Annotated in this window: 14 protein-coding genes and 2 tRNA genes; 1 reads left to right on the forward strand and 15 read right to left on the reverse strand. The window is 42.7% G+C overall.

Annotation, left to right across the window (positions count from 1 at the left end; translation table 11 throughout):
• Positions 1-99 precede the first annotated feature (99 nt).
• From PSF11_RS13685 to gpt, 14 genes are all read right to left on the reverse strand, one after another.
• Positions 100-176: transfer RNA gene (locus tag PSF11_RS13685), tRNA-Arg, on the reverse strand.
• An 11-nt stretch (positions 177-187) separates the two neighbouring features.
• Positions 188-280 (reverse strand) — tRNA-Ser (locus PSF11_RS13690).
• 413 nt (positions 281-693) lie between these two features.
• Entirely contained in the window at positions 694-879 is a 186-nt protein-coding gene (csrA, locus tag PSF11_RS13695) for a carbon storage regulator CsrA (protein ID WP_004264815.1), read from the reverse strand.
• 227 nt (positions 880-1,106) lie between these two features.
• Complete coding sequence (gene alaS / locus PSF11_RS13700) at positions 1,107-3,737, reverse strand: alanine--tRNA ligase (protein WP_004923165.1); 2,631 nt, start codon at positions 3,735-3,737, stop codon at positions 1,107-1,109.
• Positions 3,738-4,188: 451 nt separating this feature from the next.
• Entirely contained in the window at positions 4,189-5,256 is a 1,068-nt protein-coding gene (gene recA, locus PSF11_RS13705) for a recombinase RecA (RefSeq protein ID WP_014656658.1), read from the reverse strand.
• A 106-nt stretch (positions 5,257-5,362) separates the two neighbouring features.
• On the reverse strand, positions 5,363-5,866 hold the full coding sequence (gene pncC, locus PSF11_RS13710) for a nicotinamide-nucleotide amidase (RefSeq protein WP_036941514.1): 504 nt from the start codon (positions 5,864-5,866) through the stop codon (positions 5,363-5,365).
• A 22-nt stretch (positions 5,867-5,888) separates the two neighbouring features.
• Positions 5,889-7,079 (reverse strand): lysophospholipid transporter LplT, encoded by a 1,191-nt coding sequence (gene lplT, locus PSF11_RS13715; RefSeq protein WP_004923175.1) that lies wholly within the window; start codon positions 7,077-7,079, stop codon positions 5,889-5,891.
• Positions 7,080-7,083: 4 nt separating this feature from the next.
• Complete coding sequence (aas, locus tag PSF11_RS13720) at positions 7,084-9,228, reverse strand: bifunctional acyl-ACP--phospholipid O-acyltransferase/long-chain-fatty-acid--ACP ligase (RefSeq protein ID WP_036941520.1); 2,145 nt, start codon at positions 9,226-9,228, stop codon at positions 7,084-7,086.
• 111 nt (positions 9,229-9,339) lie between these two features.
• Positions 9,340-9,837 (reverse strand): shikimate kinase AroL, encoded by a 498-nt coding sequence (gene aroL / locus PSF11_RS13725; RefSeq protein ID WP_004923298.1) that lies wholly within the window; start codon positions 9,835-9,837, stop codon positions 9,340-9,342.
• Positions 9,838-9,970: 133 nt separating this feature from the next.
• On the reverse strand, positions 9,971-11,224 hold the full coding sequence (gene proA, locus PSF11_RS13730; RefSeq protein WP_004923180.1) for a glutamate-5-semialdehyde dehydrogenase: 1,254 nt from the start codon (positions 11,222-11,224) through the stop codon (positions 9,971-9,973).
• A 2-nt stretch (positions 11,225-11,226) separates the two neighbouring features.
• Entirely contained in the window at positions 11,227-12,330 is a 1,104-nt protein-coding gene (gene proB, locus PSF11_RS13735) for a glutamate 5-kinase (protein ID WP_072503004.1), read from the reverse strand.
• 115 nt (positions 12,331-12,445) lie between these two features.
• Positions 12,446-12,847 (reverse strand): sigma factor-binding protein Crl, encoded by a 402-nt coding sequence (crl, locus tag PSF11_RS13740; protein WP_004923183.1) that lies wholly within the window; start codon positions 12,845-12,847, stop codon positions 12,446-12,448.
• 70 nt (positions 12,848-12,917) lie between these two features.
• Positions 12,918-14,168 carry an esterase FrsA gene (gene frsA / locus PSF11_RS13745; protein WP_072502490.1) on the reverse strand — a complete coding sequence of 417 codons (1,251 nt, stop codon included), beginning with the start codon at positions 14,166-14,168 and terminating at the stop codon, positions 12,918-12,920.
• A 178-nt stretch (positions 14,169-14,346) separates the two neighbouring features.
• Positions 14,347-14,811 (reverse strand): xanthine phosphoribosyltransferase, encoded by a 465-nt coding sequence (gpt, locus tag PSF11_RS13750; protein WP_004923189.1) that lies wholly within the window; start codon positions 14,809-14,811, stop codon positions 14,347-14,349.
• 262 nt (positions 14,812-15,073) lie between these two features.
• Here gpt and pepD point away from each other — a divergent pair, with 262 nt between their 5' ends.
• Positions 15,074-16,534 (forward strand): beta-Ala-His dipeptidase, encoded by a 1,461-nt coding sequence (gene pepD / locus PSF11_RS13755; protein ID WP_004923192.1) that lies wholly within the window; start codon positions 15,074-15,076, stop codon positions 16,532-16,534.
• Positions 16,535-16,607: 73 nt separating this feature from the next.
• Here the strand turns inward: pepD and dinB are convergent, their stop codons facing one another.
• Entirely contained in the window at positions 16,608-17,663 is a 1,056-nt protein-coding gene (gene dinB, locus PSF11_RS13760) for a DNA polymerase IV (protein ID WP_014656663.1), read from the reverse strand.
• Positions 17,664-17,830 lie beyond the last annotated feature (167 nt).

Here is a 17,830-nt window from a genome sequence, read left to right on the forward strand (position 1 = left end):
CATTACAATATCAAACTCTACACTTCTCAATGACTACTGTTGTTTCAGTTCTTAAAAACCAAAACGCAACCCCACCAGCTTTACTTATAGGGTTAAATATGGTGCATCCGGGAGGATTCGAACCTCCGACCGCTCGGTTCGTAGCCGAGTACTCTATCCAGCTGAGCTACGGATGCAGCATCTAAAATGGCGGTGAGGGAGGGATTCGAACCCTCGATGCAGCTTTTGACCGCATACTCCCTTAGCAGGGGAGCGCCTTCAGCCTCTCGGCCACCTCACCGTTTTTAGTCACAGGCGATTTGTTTTTGACATCTCGTCTCTGTGTGGCGCACATATTACTTTCCTCGCTTTAGAAGTCAAACAATTTTTCCAAACTTTTTACTTTTCAATGATCGTTTGCACATTTCACAAGCAAGATGATTAGTTTAGCATCGAAAATCATATTCATCACGGGGTAATTTCACAATTTTTAAGGTCGTAAAAAAACGACTCATTGTGAAATTCAATCGTGAAAATATGCTAGCAAAACATGTTAATCATCATATGCAGTGCAAGAGAAGTGGTAAGGGCCATAGAATAAAAGGCCAATTAGCCACAGGGAAGCGAGAAAAAATTAAATATAGGAAGGGATATAGATAAAAGACAAGCGTCCATCTTTGCTGTGTGGGTCAAGATATGGACGCTTATTCATTATTATTGATTGTCTGGTTGAGTCTTTTCAGCCTGGATCCGTTGATAAATTTCTTCACGGTGAACAGAAACTTCCTTTGGGGCATTGACACCAATACGAACTTGATTGCCTTTTACTCCCAGTACCGTAACTGTTACCTCATCGCCTATCATGAGTGTTTCACCAACTCGACGAGTCAGAATAAGCATTCTTTGCTCCTTGAAATATTAAAAGAGTCGGGTCTCTAGGTTTCCCCCGCTATTGTCCATCACACACCGTGAAAACGTAAAGCAATGATATACACCTAAAGCATTGATGCCATCAAGGCAATCATTTTTAATTATATACATACAAAATATAACACCACTTACAACACTTTAACAATGTTGCAACAGCGAAAGTTACCTCACGGTGTATGAGGTAACTTCCCCAGTAGCTAGAGCCGTGAAGACACCCAATCTTCTACACTTGCCATAGCTGTTGGTAACGCACTCACATCCGTACCACCAGCCTGAGCCATGTCTGGGCGCCCACCGCCTTTACCACCGACTTGTTGAGCAACATAGGATATCAAATCACCCGCCTTTATTTTAGCAGTCAAATCATTAGTTACACCAACAATTATACTGACTTTATCACCACTTGTTGTTGAAAGCACGATAATCGCTGATTTCAACTGATTTTTGAGATCATCAACCATGGTTCTCAAAAGCTTAGGTTCAGTATTATTTAATTGACTAACAAGTAATTTAACGCCTTTGATATCTTTTGCTTTGCTACTTAGTGAAGCACTTTCTTGCGATGCTTGTTGATCTTTTAATTGCAAAATCTCTTTTTCTAGCTGACGAGATTTTTCCAATGCAGACTTAACTTTTTCAACTAAGCTACTCATATCGCCTTTGAGAAGATGAGCTATCGCATTAAGTTGCTCTGACTGGCTATGAACACTTTCCAATGCGCTCTCACCTGTTGTCGCTTCAATACGACGCACACCTGCCGCTGTACCAGACTCACTGAGAATACGGAACAAACCAATATCACCAGTACGGCTTGCATGCGTACCACCACAAAGTTCGATAGAGAAATCACCGCCCATACTCAGAACACGTACGCGCTCTTCGTATTTCTCACCGAATAGTGCCATCGCACCTTTCGCTTTTGCACTCTCTAAATCCATAAGTTCCGTTTCAATTGGTGTATTCTTACGAATTTGTGCGTTAACGATATCTTCAACTTCGCGCAACTGAGCGGCTGTCATAGCCTCAAAATGTGAGAAGTCAAAGCGCAAGTATTTATCATTAACTAAAGAGCCTTTTTGTGATACATGCTCACCTAGCACTTGACGTAAAGCGGCATGTAACAAGTGAGTCGCTGAGTGATTCAGACGGATTGCATCACGTCTTTCCACATCGATTTTGGCATCAATACGATGATTAATCACCAAAGAGCCTGATTCTACCTTACCAATATGACCAATCGCTTGACCATATTTTTGGGTATCCGTCACGATAAAGCTACCGCTATCATTACGCAACAAACCTGTATCACCGACTTGACCACCTGATTCTGCGTAAAACGCCGTTTTATCAAGGATCACCAAACCTTCTTCACCTGCGTTCAGGGAATCGACTGGCTGGCCATTTTTATAGATGGCAGTTATTGTTGCTAATTGTTCATTATAGGCATAACCAGAAAATTCGCTGTGCTTTTCGACCTTAATCAGTGAATTATAGTCAGTACCAAAGCCACTTGATTCTCTAGCACGACGACGCTGGTCTTCCATTGCGCGCTCAAAGCCTTCTTCGTCAACCTTAATATTACGTTCACGACACACATCAGCGGTTAAATCCATCGGGAAGCCGTATGTATCATATAAACGGAATACCGTTTCACCATCTAAGGTATCCCCTTTAAGGGCAGCTAGTTCTTCATCAAGTAGCTGTAGGCCGCGCTCTAAGGTACGAGCGAACTGTTCTTCTTCAGTTTTAAGTACTTTTTCAACAGTAGATTGCTGACGAGCCAGTTCATCCGCTGCGGCCCCCATAACGTTAATGAGTGGCGCCACTAGTTTGTAGAAGAAAGTGTCTTTTGCTCCCAGCATATAACCATGACGTACTGCACGGCGAATAATACGGCGCAATACATAACCACGTCCTTCGTTGGATGGAATAACACCATCACTCACGAGGAATGCACAAGAACGGATATGGTCAGCAATGACACGAAGTGATTTATTTGAAAGGTCGTTAGAACCTGTCGCTTTAGCGGCTGCTGCGATCAGCTCTTGGAAAATATCGATATCATAGTTAGAGTTGACATGCTGCAATACTGCCGCAATACGTTCAAGCCCCATCCCTGTATCCACTGACGGCTTAGGTAGTGGTTCCATCGTGCCATCGGATTGACGGTTAAACTGCATGAAAACGATGTTCCAGATTTCGATATAACGGTCACCATCTTCTTCAGGGCTTCCTGGAGGGCCACCCCAGATATGCTCACCATGATCATAGAAAATTTCGGTACATGGACCACAAGGACCTGTATCCCCCATCTGCCAGAAGTTATCAGATGCGTATGGCGCCCCTTTGTTATCACCAATACGGATAATACGATCTACAGGAATACCGACTTCTTTGTGCCAAATATCATAGGCCTCATCATCGGTCTCGTAGACGGTCACCCACAATTTTTCTTTTGGTAAGTTGAACCATTCTTTCCCAGTTAATAGCTCCCAAGCAAAGTTGATTGCATCATGTTTGAAGTAATCACCGAAGCTAAAGTTGCCAAGCATTTCAAAGAAAGTATGGTGGCGGGCTGTGTAGCCAACGTTTTCTAAATCGTTATGTTTACCACCTGCTCGCACACATCTTTGTGCTGTTGTCGCTCGGGAATATGCTCTTTTATCCAGACCAAGAAAAACATCTTTGAACTGGTTCATCCCTGCGTTAGTGAACAATAATGTTGGGTCATTGTTTGGCACTAGCGAACTGCTACTGACCACCTGATGACCTTTTGTATGAAAAAAGTCGAGAAACGCTTGACGGATCTCAGCGGTGCTTTTACTCATAATTATCCCGATTTCAAGCTGGAAACTGAATTACGAATTGTTGAGATGGAATGTAACATCACCTCTAATCAACTCTCCGATTAAAAAGTGACTGATAAGATAAAGTCTCTTTGTGTAGAAGTAAAATTTATACTCTTCATACTTCAAGTTGTAGCATGGTTGACTATGTTCACTCGTCCTAGTTACAGACATGATACATGTTCTTAGCGACTTATTTTTTTGTCGCCTCGCTGCGCCTTGAATTTTTTGTAGTATAGATACATCCATTCGTGGCTTTCATTGTAAAGCGTCTGAATATTTTCTGAAAGTATGTTTATACCTTTCAATGGGCTATTTTTCCACAGAAAAACCATTGTTCATCCCATTATAGCTCAAATGAAAAACAAAAAAACGCCACTCATTTTAGAGTGGCGTTTATAATCTTCTTATTTATCAAACTAATAAGTTCGTATTAAAATTCTTCTGGTGTCTCATCTTCATCAGTTTCACTGATATAGTCAGCCGCTGCGCTGCTAAACTCACCAGTGTGCGTTAAAAGCATTTCACGCAATTTTTTATCGAGTTCTTCTGCAATTTCCCGATGCTCTTTCAGATACGTTGTCGCGTTTGCTTTACCTTGACCGATTTTATCACCGTTATAGCTATACCAAGCACCGGCTTTTTCAATCAACTTATGTTTAACACCTAAGTCGATCAATTCACCATAGGTGTTAATGCCTTCACCATAAAGGATTTGGAATTCAGCCTGTTTAAATGGCGCAGCAACTTTGTTTTTAACAACTTTAACGCGTGTTTCGCTACCTACAATTTCTTCACCATTTTTGACAGCACCGATACGGCGAATATCTAAACGAACAGAAGCGTAGAATTTCAGAGCGTTACCACCTGTAGTGGTTTCAGGGTTACCAAACATAACGCCGATCTTCATACGGATTTGGTTAATGAAGATTAAAAGTGTATTCGAGTTCTTTAAGTTACCCGCTAATTTACGCATCGCTTGGCTCATCATACGAGCCGCTAAGCCCATGTGTGAGTCACCGATTTCACCTTCAATTTCAGCTTTTGGTGTTAATGCGGCTACGGAGTCAACGATAATGACATCAACAGCGCCTGAACGCGTCAGTGCATCACAAATCTCTAGTGCTTGCTCACCAGTATCAGGTTGAGAACATAGAAGGTTATCGATATCAACACCCAGTTTTTTCGCATAGATTGGATCTAGCGCATGTTCAGCGTCGATAAATGCACAGGTTTTTCCGCTACGTTGTGCTGCTGCAATAACTTGCAACGTGAGTGTTGTTTTACCAGAAGATTCAGGACCATAAATTTCGACAATACGCCCTAATGGCAAACCACCTGCACCTAAAGCCACATCAAGAGATAAAGAGCCTGTTGAAATAGTTTCTACGTCCATTGAGCGGTCTTCACCAAGACGCATGATAGAGCCTTTACCAAATTGCTTTTCAATTTGACCTAACGCTGCAGCTAATGCCTTTTGTTTGTTTTCATCGATAGCCATGTTCACTCCCTTTGGTGCAATGGACTCTCCCACTGCAAATAGAACGATTGAATTCGGTTTGTTGATGACAAGTATACTGTATAATCATACAGTATCAAGAAGATTTTTAACTTAACATTTGTAAAAGTGTTTCAAGTGCATAAGCGGTTGATTGTAAACGAACTGCATTTCTATCACCTTGGAACACACAATGCTTAGTCGTAATATTAACAGTACCTGTAGAGTGTTTTTGAGCAAATCCAAACCAAACAGTACCAACCGGTTTTTCCTCACTACCGCCACCGGGACCTGCGATACCGCTGACGGAAACCGCCACATCAGCGGCGGCTTCTTTAAGTGCACCAAGCGCCATCTCCGAAACGACTTGCTCACTCACTGCGCCATACTTCTGCAATGAGGCTTCTGTCACACCGATCATCTGGTGTTTTGCCTCATTACTGTATGTCACAAACCCTCTATGAAAGTAATCCGAACTACCGGCAATATCCGTCAATACTTTTGCAATCCACCCGCCGGTACATGACTCCGCACAGGTTATCGTTTTACCTTGTTTTTTGAGGAGCTGACCAAGCTGAACGCTTAATGTTTCGAGATAACTTTCATTTTTCATTTGATTGTTTACCTTTACATGCCTATTTTTTGCGTGCGCGATCCCAGATCCACAACCCAGCAATTGCGATAGCAAATACCGAGCCAAAGCCAATACCGACACTAATCACAGACAACCCAGCTTTCATTGCCAGTGAATATAGCCCTAACATAATAAGCATGGCGCTATTTTCACCTAGGTTTTGCACCGCTATCGCGTTACCAGCCCCAACCGTTTCCTTACCTTTTTCTTGCAGTAACGCATTGAGAGGAACTACAAATAGCCCACCAAAAATCCCTAATACAGCCAAGATAGCGTAAGAAGGCATGAGTTTAGTTTGCAGAGCAAGTAATATCACCATAACGCCAATCACAATCCCTGCGGGAATACAGCGTGATACGGTTTTTAATGTAATAAATTTTGCGGCAAGCCCCGCTCCCACGACAATACCGACGGCAACCGCGGCATTTAGGTAGGTTGGCGTTGCATTATCTTGTAAGCCTAATGCGATAGGAACCCATGCCACTAATAAGAAGCGTAAAGTGACACCCGCGCCCCAAAACATGCTAGTTCCGACCAATGAAAAACGGCTTTCTTGGTTTGCCCACAGCGTGCGGCAGGCTGTCCAAAAATCAATAAATAGTTTTTTAAAATGCCAACCTTTACCAGGGCGAGCGGCAACTAATCGAGGAATATAAAAATTGGCAATTACCGCTAACGCATAAAGCACAGCACAGGTCGCAAGGGCTAATATTAGGCTAACATCAGATAAAATACCGCCAACAACTGAGCCAACTAATATAGCGGCGATTGTTGATGCTTCCATAACGCCGTTTGCTTTTACTAAGTTATCGCCACTGGTTAGTTCACCTAAGATACCGTATTTTGCAGGGGAATATGATGCTGCGCCAATCCCAACAAGGCCATAACAAAGGAATGGGTTAAGACCCAAGCAGATCCCCAGCGCGCCAATAAACTTAAACAAGTTTGAAACTAACATGACACGCCCTTTCGAGAAGCGATCAGCAACTTGCCCTACAAATGGCGCTAAGATGATATAGGTAAATACAAAGACCATCTGTAATACGGGATGGCTCCATTCAGGATAAAACTCCGCTTTTAACTGGGCTAAAATGGCAAATAACAGCGCATTATCAGCAAAAGCGGAAAGAAACTGCGAAGCCAGAACCGCTTTCATCCCTCGGCTCATGAGTGGCGCATTGACATCTTGCATACCTTCAATCCTCTAACGCCATCTGTTTAAGCGTAACGAAATCTGTTTTACCCGTTCCGAGCACTGGTAACTCTTTTACAACACGAATATCCCGCGGCACAGCTAATTCGGTTAAGCCCTTACTTTTTGCGGCAGATGAAAGTGCACTTCTATCCAGCTCTTTATCTGTGGTAAACAGGACCAATGCCTCGCCTTTACTGCTATCCGGTTTCGTAACCACAGCATGATGGGCGTTTGGCGACAAACTGAATACCATCTGTTCAATACTTTCGAGTGAAACCATTTCACCAGCAAGCTTCGCAAATCTTTTGACACGGCCTTTAATCGTGCAGTAATTGAGTTCATCAAGTACGACGATATCACCTGTGTCATACCATCCTTCTTCTTGCTCACCATGCTGGTTTTCTGCCGATGGTTTTTCAAGAACGCCGGGCGCTTCAACACGCAAATACCCTTTCATGATATTTGGCCCTTTGAGTTGCAACTTGCCTCCATTTTCAATCCCGGAAATTGGGATAATACGGGAGTCCATTTGTGGCAATATTTGCCCTACCGTGCCTTCTTTAGAGGCCATCGGAACATTGATAGAGACAATAGGCGCACACTCAGTCACACCATAACCTTCAAGAATACGAATGCCGAATTTATCAAACCAAATCTTCTTGGTGCTATCTGATAATTTTTCAGCACCCGCAACAACATAGCGTAATCGTGCAAAATCATATTGATGAGCAAAACGTGCGTAGTTAGCCAAAAATGTTGATGTGCCAAATAACACAGTGCAATTTTTGTCATACACTAATTCAGGGATAACTCGGTAATGGAGTGGGCTTGGGTATAAAAAGACCCGGCTTCCTGAAAAGAGAGGAATAAATAGCCCAACCGTTAACCCAAAAGCGTGAAAGAGTGGCAACGATGACATAAAACGGTCACGAGGCGTAAAGTCTGCGATGGTTTTAATTTGCTCAACGTTTGCCATAAGGCTAGCGTGGCTGTGCACAACCCCTTTTGGCGTGCCTTCTGAACCAGAAGTAAACAGTACTAATGCTTCATCTTCAGCCTTACGAGGAATCACGGCCTTAGCTGGCATTAATAGGTGTTTAACTATCCATAATTTATCTTGCCAAGTTACGGTATCTTTTAAATCTTCAAGGTAAATCCAATTTGCTTCAGTAACTTGCTCTGGAATATGGGTTAAATTGCCTTTTTCAAGAAATTGTCGTGACGTAAAGATAACTTTTGCTTGAGAAGCTTTAAGTGCATTACGAATACCATGGCTACCCGCCGTATAATTCAGCATGGCAGGAACTCGTCCACGCATTAAAGCCCCGAAAATAGCGGCCGCCGTCACTGTTGTATTTGGTAATAATAGGCCAATACGCTCATTTTCATGGGTATAACGTTCGATTATTCGCCCAACGCCTAACGATTTTTTCAACAGCGTTTGGTAGTTATCTTCTTTAAAATTAATATCTTCAATACATGGCGAACGGCGCCCAAAGCGTTTTACGCTCTGAATAAATTCTTCAACCAGTGTGACTTGAGGACGGCAAGCCATACGTGCTGACTTCATAATGCTATATAAATGAATACCGGCTAAACGACGGCGTTCAATCGCTTTTGCCGCTTCAGGCATAGGGATAGTTTCAGCGGGTAAAATATGCAGAGTGATTTGAGGAAACCATTTCAAAGGAATAATACCTTTTAGGCGGCTAAAATAACTCCTTTCAGCGCCTTCAATGCGAATAGGTACCACTTTTGCCCCTGATTTTGCCGCAACAAATGCCGCACCGTCATAAATTTTCATCAGCGAGCCGTGAACGCTGATACGCCCTTCAGGGAAAATAACGATTGGGCGGCCTTTTTCAACTTCTTTGACTAGTTTGCGGATCCCCAGAGGGTTTGCCGGATCAAGAGGAACAATATCAGCATAAGGTTTTAGTAGTTTGATCATTCTCGGTGTTGCAACAGTCGAATAAACTGCAAACACAGGCTTGATAGGTAAAAACAGCGCAATTAATATCCCATCAATGAATGAAACATGGTTAGGTGTAATTAGACATTTGTCTTGATATAACTCTTTTTCGTCTCCCAGTACGCGGATACGAAATAAAAATCTAAGTACTGCCCTGAGCATATTTGCCAGCATAATAAATCCCTATGTTTTGTCTTCTTTTATCATTCCAACAGATAATTATGTCTTGAAAACCAGAATTAAGCTAAGTAGTTTACTCCTAAAGTGCCTTGAAGCACGATGCTTTTAAGCCAAATTTGTTAATTGAGTGATAATTGTCTCGACGGGCAGCTCCGCATCAATCACATAATGTGCGGTTGCTTGATAAAGAGGCTCCCTTTGTGACATGACCTCTTCAATTTCTTCTAATATTGATTTGCCTGTTAAGCTTGGACGTTGATCAGCTTGCGGCTCTGCTGCTAGTCTCGCCGCCAAAACCTCTGGTTTCGCGCTCAAATAGATCACCGTGCCATTATCACGCATCACACGTTGGTTTTCTTCAGATAGGATAATGCCGCCCCCCGTCGATACCACGGCATCTGGATCGGCTATCGATTTTAATACTTCACTTTCTAAGTGACGAAAGTATTCCCAGCCATGTTGTTCTACTATCCGCGCAATACTGGTTCCCGCACGTTCAACAATCAATTTATCGGTATCAATGAATTGACATGCTTTATAATCAGCCAATCGCCTACCGATTGTTGTTTTCCCTGAACCTCTCGGACCTATTATGTAAAACATTTTGATTCATCCCATTGTCATGATCATTACGAGGCATACGCTACGCGTTATAGATTTTTTAGTCTCAAAACAACCAATAATCATAAAAACAAAGCCACACGCTAAGTGTGGCCTAATTATTATTATTTAACTTTTAAGCTCGGTTAAGGAAGTCTCCATAACCAATCCATTTGTATGTCGTCAAGGCATCTAATCCCATTGGACCACGAGAATGCAGTTTTTGTGTACTCACAGCAACTTCAGCGCCTAGTCCAAATTGACCTCCGTCGGTAAACCGAGTACTTGCATTGACATACACTGCCGCAGAATCTACACGTAGGACAAAGTAGTCAGCTTGGCGGATAGATTCCGTTAAAATAGCATCGGAGTGTGCGGTGCCATAGGTTCGAATATGGTCGATTGCCGCATCAATTCCCGAGACAATTTCAACATTCAGATCGAGTGATAACCACTCATCCACTAAGTTTTCAGGCGTGACATCGACCACTTTTGCAGGCCCTTTTTGCAAGTACGGCATAGCTTGCTTGCTGGCATGTAAAGTGACCTGCTGTTCAGCCATTTTTTGGCTTAGTAGAGGTAAAAACGCCGCCGCAATTTTTTCATGAACCAATACGGTTTCAAGTGAATTACAAGCGCTTGGACGTTGGACTTTTGCATTAATCAGCACGTTGATTGCTTTATCAAAATCAACTGATTCATCAACAAATGTGTGACAAACACCAATCCCACCGGTGATCACAGGGATCGTCGATTGCTCACGACACAATTTATGTAGCCCTGCTCCACCTCTTGGGATCAGCATATCAACATAACGATCTAATTTGAGTAGCTGCGCCACTAATTCACGATCAGGGTTATTAATCGCTTGAATAGCATTCGCCGATATGCCGCTATTTTTTAATGCTTTTTGGATCACGTCTGTGATAGCCAAATTGGTATTATGCGTTTCTTTACCACCACGTAAAATAGCCGCGTTACCTGTTTTTAAGCATAAAGCAGCCACGTCAACGGTCACATTTGGGCGAGCTTCATAGATCACCCCAACAACCCCTAGTGGCACACGGCGACGTTGTAAATTTAAACCGCTATCCAACAGATTGCCATCAATCACTTGCCCGACAGGATCGGCTAATTGGCACACTTTTCTAACATCATCCGCGATATTTTTTAGGCGCTCTGGCGTTAGTAATAAACGATCTTGCAGTGCAGGCGACATCCCATTTGCACGAGCTTGTTCTATGTCTTTTTCGTTAGCGGCAAGAATTGCTGCACTTTCTTGTTCCAGTAGATCAGCAATTTGCTCTAAAGCCGCATTTTTTTGTTTTGTACTTAATTGGGCGAGTTGCCATGAGGCTTCACGAGCCGATTTTCCCATTTGTTCTAACATAATTAACCCACTATCATATCGTCGCGGTGGACAGCTACAGAGCCATGTTCATAGCCCAGTATGCGGCCTATTTCCTGTGAATGATGGCCCGCAATCATTCTTAAAGCGTCACTATTATAATGAGTGACCCCGTGAGCAAGATCTTTACCTGCCATATTCCGTATCCGTACAACGGCACCACGGGAAAAATCACCTTCAATTTTTTTGATGCCTTTCGGCAGTAAGGAGCTTCCTTTTTCCATAATAGCAAGTTGAGCGCCATCATCGATATATATATCGCCAGCCGCTGGAGCACCAAAGATCCAACGCTTGCGGTTTTCCATTGGGTTTTTCTGCCCATAAAACCGCGTGCCTACTGGAATATCTTCAATCACCGCGTTGATCACATCTGGCTTATTACCTGCCGCAATAATGACATCTATTCCTGCTCTTCCTGCAACATCGGCGGCTTGCAACTTAGTTGCCATCCCCCCCGTTCCCAGACCAGTAACACTTCCCCCCGCCATTTCACGCAATTCATCATTGACGCCATACACTTCTGGGATCAGTTTTGCATTCGGGTTACTACGAGGGTCAGAATCAAATAACCCTTCAATATCTGTCAATAATAGCAATTTGTCAGCATCACCAAGGATAGCGGCAAGGGCTGATAAATTATCATTATCCCCCACTTTAATTTCAGCGGTTGCGACAGCATCATTCTCATTAATCACAGGCACAATGCCATTATCAAGCAGAGCCTGCAATGTATCTCGGGCATTCAAAAAGCGCTCTCTGTCTTCCAGATCGGCCCGTGTCAACAGCATCTGCCCAATATGAATACCATAAATAGAGAATAGACGTTCCCATAACTGAATAAGGCGGCTTTGCCCTACCGCTGCAAGAAGCTGCTTCGACGCGATTGTCGCTGGAAGCTCGGGGTAATTAAGGTGTTCACGACCAGCAGCGATAGCGCCAGACGTGACAATAATAATACGATGCCCTTTTTGATATTGTTGCGCACACTGCCTGACTAACTCAACAATATGAGCTTGGTTCAATTGCCGTGAGCCTCCGGTCAATACACTAGTGCCTAATTTAACAACAAGTGTCTGGCTATTTTTCATCATTTTTCTGCCATTAAAATTAATCAATACAAATTAGGTATCATTTTTATCAGTTGGAGCGCGTTATGCCAACAGGCATAACGCTAAATTCAACAAAAGTTGGCTTAAAACAATTTTATGCGCTTAATTCCAATTTAAATTCTGCCATTTTTGCGGAAGGAAACAAAGATAGCTCAAGCTCAGAAAGTTGTTTGGAAAGGGATTGATGGAAGGATATGAGGTTCTGCTCAATGATATCAAGGGTTGCATTATCTTTCAGTGGCTTATCTTGCCAAGTACCATGAACATTGTACAAGCCCAAATGGTATGAATACTCAAACCCATCTTCATTTGGCGATAATAGCATCCACCAGCCCCAAAACTCGCGTCTTTCTGGTGCTGAATTGACATTAACGCAAACAGTCAGGCTATCGAAAAAATAGCAACCATCTAAACATTGCTTTTCTCGTAGATAAGGTCCTAAAGCAGAAAACTTCTTTAAATACTTCCCATTAGAGTAATCAGTAGGTAACGCCATGTAAGGATCTCCTTTTTGAGAAGATCCCTTTTTAACAAAAGTTAAAAAATAATCAAGTTATTAAATAAAATTAAACAATTTTACTTTTTAACCAATCTGTTGTTTCACTCAGTGACTTTTGGAAGTTTTCAAAAACAGGTGTCTCTGGCAGGGTTAATATATGGCTATCCATTGATGAACGCCTGATCAAATCGGATTCTGCTTTAGGACTATAAATATCACCTTTCCAATAAACCGACATCATAGGCACACGACAACGACGCCCTAAAAGCCCTTGATTTTTTAATGAATAGCAACTTAATTCATGCCGTAATGCCGCACCATCAACATGATAAATTCCTAAACGACTGGCGAAAACATCCAGCTCCATACGTGGAATATCGCGCTGATATTTTTCTTCATGCAATAAACTGTGTACAACTGGCCCTAAGACAGCGACAGCTTTGATTTTATCAGGGCACATATAGGCAAGCCTTAAAGCGACATTGGCGCCAAAGCGCAACCCAACAAGGCCAAAGCGTGTATGGTCTATCCATGGGATTGTGTTTAGCTGGCGAACCACTTGCTCATGGAGTTCACTGGTTTCTTGGGATAGCTTATATTTAATTGAATAGCCAATTGACGGCATATCTAATGTCAACATGGCAATACCAAGTGGCTCAAGGTAGTCACGGAAAAAACGGCAATAATCGATTTGTAAACTATCCAGCGTTCCACATACCATGACTGTCGGATAAGGCCCCTGACCCGTTGAAGGGATATGTAAAAAGCCACATACCTCTTTATTACCATCGACCTTAAACGCGATTTTTTTCAGTTTATAACGCGAAAATTGTGCGGCGCTATCATAGGCTTTGCATGCCAAGAGAATCGCTTGATCCGCTAATTCATCGCCTTTTATAAAAGGGTAAGCGGCAATACTGTACAAATTGGCAGCACGCAACCATGCCCGACTGGCTTTTTCTCCTCCTTCAAACTGCAAGGCTTTTTGTTGCCATTGCATGGCTTGATGAGACCACTCAAAGCACCAGTTACCGCGACGATTACCAATGATGGTATCAAGTAAATGTTCATCACTACGTTCGGCTTCTGTTACCGCAATACGGCTCAAAACCTCTTCAATTTCTAAAGCGTCAATACCACGCCAAATCCACAACAAGCGATTGATCATACGATACCAGCCCGCGTGCTGGGCACCACTTAATACCGAATGGCTATTGACAATAGGGGCGCTATAAGCGGAGTAAGAAACTAATGTTGATGTTTCAGTTTGCTTAACTTTTGGCTTGAACAGTTTTTCGGAGAGATTTTGTTGAGTCATCCTGATAACCTGTCGATTGAGCTAAAATAAAAAGGGAATGCCATTGCATCCCCCTTATCATAACGTTTCGTGTTTAATTTTATTAGGTAATAATGTTTTAAGCATCATAATAAAGGGCACACCCCATATTAGCGCTATTTTTACCTGTCATTTAGATCTAACTCAAAACCGTTATGGTTTATTTATCTTGCTCACACAAAGGCTTTACAAACACCACGCCCATATCCCATGGCTGTTCAATCCACGTGTTTTGTGGAATATCAACGACATAATCATCCACCAATGGGCGGCCTGCTGGTTTTGCAAAAATTGTCACAAAATGTGCTTTCGGGTACATATCACGAATGGCTTTTGCAGTACCACCAGTGTCAACGAGGTCGTCAATGACAATGAAACCTTCCCCATCACCTTCGGCACGTTTAATGACTTTCAATTCACGCTGGTTGTCATGGTCATAGCTGGAGATGCATACGGTATCAACATGGCGGATACCCAATTCACGTGCAAGAAGTGCACCTGGTACAAGGCCACCACGGCTAACCGCGATAATGCCGGTCCATTGTTCGACTGGTAATAAACGTTGTGCGAGTTTACGGGCATGTATTTGCAACATATCCCACGTTACGACATATTTTTCGCTCATAAAATTCGGGTCCCGACTGCTGAGTAATACTGAAATGTGTCTTGCGGAAAAAAGGTTGCGCGAGATTATAGTGATTTGACACAGCAAAAACCAGCAAAAACGGATAATTGTGATGAATTAATATGATTTACACTGACTATTTATAACAATTAGGTGTATGCTGAGAAAATCAATCGTGTGGCCTGAATATCTGTGCCACACCTTTTAAGCAGAATAAGTAGCTAAAAATAAATAAGACCAAAGTCGCTTAAGGAGATCTAACGTGTCTGAACTAGCCAAATTGTCACCACAGCCATTATGGGATATTTTTGCCAAAATTTGTTCAATTCCCCATCCTTCTCATCATGAAGAAGCGCTAGCAACACACATTATCGAATGGTCAAAACAAAAAGGGTTTCATGTAGAACGTGACCAAGTCGGTAATATCTTGATCCGCAAAGCGGCAACACCTGGCTATGAAAATCGTAAACCTGTTGTGCTGCAAGCACACTTAGATATGGTTCCGCAGAAAAATAATGACACGGTACATGATTTTACCAAAGATCCTATCCGCCCTTACGTTGATGGAGAGTGGGTCACGGCAGAAGGCACAACTTTAGGTGCAGATAACGGTATCGGAATGGCATCTACCCTTGCGGTGCTAGCAGATGATAGCGTTGAACATGGGCCACTTGAAGTACTGTTAACCATGACCGAAGAAACAGGCATGGACGGTGCTTTTGGCTTACAAGCAGGTTGGCTACAAGCGGATATTCTGATCAATACTGACTCAGAAGAAGAAGGCGAAATCTATATGGGTTGCGCGGGTGGTGTTGATTTTACAACAACATTTGACCTCACTCGTGAAGCCGTACCGCAAGGCTACAAAACCTTCACCATGACATTAAAAGGCTTAAAAGGCGGTCACTCTGGTGGTGATGTTCATTTAGGTTTAGGTAATGCTAACAAGCTGTTGGCACGCTTCCTTGCGGGCCACCAAGAAGAGCTTGGTTTAAAACTGTTAGAATTCACTGGGGGAACCGTTCGTAATGCTATCCCTCGTGAAGGGCATGTGATTATCGCTGTTCCAGCGGATAAAGTCGCTGAACTAACAGCCCTAAGAGCACGCTATGAAGACATCTTAAAAAATGAACTGGCCGTTGTTGAGCCAAACTTAGTTCTTTTATTAGAAGAAACTCAAAGCAACTTGAAAGCGCTGACTGAAGAGTGCCAAAAACGCTTTGTGTTCTTCTTAAATGCGGCGCCAAATGGTGTGATCCGCATGAGCGATGTCGCAAAAGGTGTGGTAGAAACCTCACTTAACGAAGGCGTTGTCACGATGACGGAAGAGAAAGCCGAAGTGATTTTCCTCGTTCGTTCATTAATCGACAGCGGTAAAAACTATGTCGTGAATATGCTGACATCGGTGAGCAAGCTCGCACAAGCACAATACCGTGCAGAAGGCAGCTACCCAGGTTGGCAACCCGATGCAGACTCACCCGTTATGCATTTAGTTAGCGAAACTTACCAAAAACTGTTTGGTAAAATTCCTAATGTAATGGTGATCCATGCAGGTCTGGAATGTGGTCTATTCAAGAAGCCTTACCCTGATATGGATATGGTCTCTATTGGGCCAACCATTCGTGGTGCGCACTCACCTGATGAGCGAGTACATATCGCCAGTGTTGGTGAATACTGGAAATTATTAACAGCGGTCTTAAAAGCGATCCCTGTTAAAAACTAATTGTTTCTTCAAATACCCGTCTTAATGAACGGTCTAGCTTTATGGGATCAGCGTCATTAATGGCGGGTGTTTTTTAGAAATCTAGTAATAATTGCCTTTCTATCTGTGGGCTTAATAACGTTACATGCAGGCCCACTAGCCTAACACCTCGATCTTTACGGCGGTGCTCCCACACTTGCTTAGCTAATGATATTAAGTCTTGCTTGTCTAAAATGGGATAAGCATGCTCTTGAGTTGTTTGCTGAAAGTCATTAAATTTCATTTTTATCCCTTGCCGAGCAATACGGCGGTCCGGTTTCACTTTCATAAGCCTGACTTCCAACTCTTCATATAATTGATTAAGTAATGGTAAGCAATCTTCCCAATGTTGAATATCTTCTGCCAGTGTGCGTTCGACACCAACAGATTTACGTAGCCTATCGGGATTGACTGAGCGTTCATCAATTCCATGGCAACGCTCCCACAGGACTTGACCAAATTTCCCCATCACTTTGATTAAGTTAACCACATCATAACTTTGTACATCACCACAAGTTTCTAGCCCCATATCGAGTAATTTTTGTGCGGTTACCTTCCCTACCCCAGGAATTTTCTTTAATGGCAATGACCAAACAAAGTCGGGCAACGCTTGAGGCGTGATCACGTATTGGCCATTCGGTTTATTTAGATCAGAAGCTATCTTGGCTAAAAACTTTATTGGGGCTATCCCTGCCGAAGCAGTGAGTTGCAGTTCATCAAAAATTTGCTGGCGAATGGCTTGGGCAATCAATGTCGCTGAGCCGTGGTAATGCTCACACTCACTGACATCCAAATAAGCTTCATCCCAAGAAAGAGGCTCTATTAAATCCGTATACTGGGAAAAGATTTTATGAATGTGTAAAGAGGTTTCTTTATAAAGGGCCATCCTACCCGGTACAACTTTCAGATGAGGGCACAACCTTAATGCAACCGCCGTTGACATGGCGCTATGTACGCCATAACGCCTCGCTTCATAATTCGCGGTACTGATGACACCACGGCGGTCAGCACTCCCACCGACGGCAATTGGAATATTGCGCAAACTTGGGTCATCACGCATTTCTATCGCTGCATAGAAGCAGTCCATATCGATATGAATTATTTTACGCATAGCAATCTGATCGACAAACAACACTGTTCAAATATACAGTATATTTATAGACTGTGCAATTATTCCTCAAGCAAGCAACATAGATGAAAATAATTATTATTTTTATTACCCGAAAAACCACCTCAAAACGACTCATTAAAGATGTTTATAGAATGGTTAATTAGTAG

Source organism: Providencia sp. PROV119, from assembly GCF_028482435.1.
GTDB classification, from domain to species: Bacteria; Pseudomonadota; Gammaproteobacteria; order Enterobacterales; family Enterobacteriaceae; genus Providencia; species Providencia stuartii.

Coding starts and splice junctions, on each gene's coding strand:
- csrA (WP_004264815.1), bottom strand. CDS start 879: ATGCTTATTCTGACTCGTCGAGTTGGTGAAACACTCATGATAGGCGAT.
- alaS (WP_004923165.1), bottom strand. CDS start 3,737: ATGAGTAAAAGCACCGCTGAGATCCGTCAAGCGTTTCTCGACTTTTTT.
- recA (WP_014656658.1), bottom strand. CDS start 5,256: ATGGCTATCGATGAAAACAAACAAAAGGCATTAGCTGCAGCGTTAGGT.
- pncC (WP_036941514.1), bottom strand. CDS start 5,866: ATGAAAAATGAAAGTTATCTCGAAACATTAAGCGTTCAGCTTGGTCAG.
- lplT (WP_004923175.1), bottom strand. CDS start 7,079: ATGCAAGATGTCAATGCGCCACTCATGAGCCGAGGGATGAAAGCGGTT.
- aas (WP_036941520.1), bottom strand. CDS start 9,228: ATGCTGGCAAATATGCTCAGGGCAGTACTTAGATTTTTATTTCGTATC.
- aroL (WP_004923298.1), bottom strand. CDS start 9,837: ATGTTTTACATAATAGGTCCGAGAGGTTCAGGGAAAACAACAATCGGT.
- proA (WP_004923180.1), bottom strand. CDS start 11,224: ATGTTAGAACAAATGGGAAAATCGGCTCGTGAAGCCTCATGGCAACTC.
- proB (WP_072503004.1), bottom strand. CDS start 12,330: ATGAAAAATAGCCAGACACTTGTTGTTAAATTAGGCACTAGTGTATTG.
- crl (WP_004923183.1), bottom strand. CDS start 12,847: ATGGCGTTACCTACTGATTACTCTAATGGGAAGTATTTAAAGAAGTTT.
- frsA (WP_072502490.1), bottom strand. CDS start 14,168: ATGACTCAACAAAATCTCTCCGAAAAACTGTTCAAGCCAAAAGTTAAG.
- gpt (WP_004923189.1), bottom strand. CDS start 14,811: ATGAGCGAAAAATATGTCGTAACGTGGGATATGTTGCAAATACATGCC.
- dinB (WP_014656663.1), bottom strand. CDS start 17,663: ATGCGTAAAATAATTCATATCGATATGGACTGCTTCTATGCAGCGATA.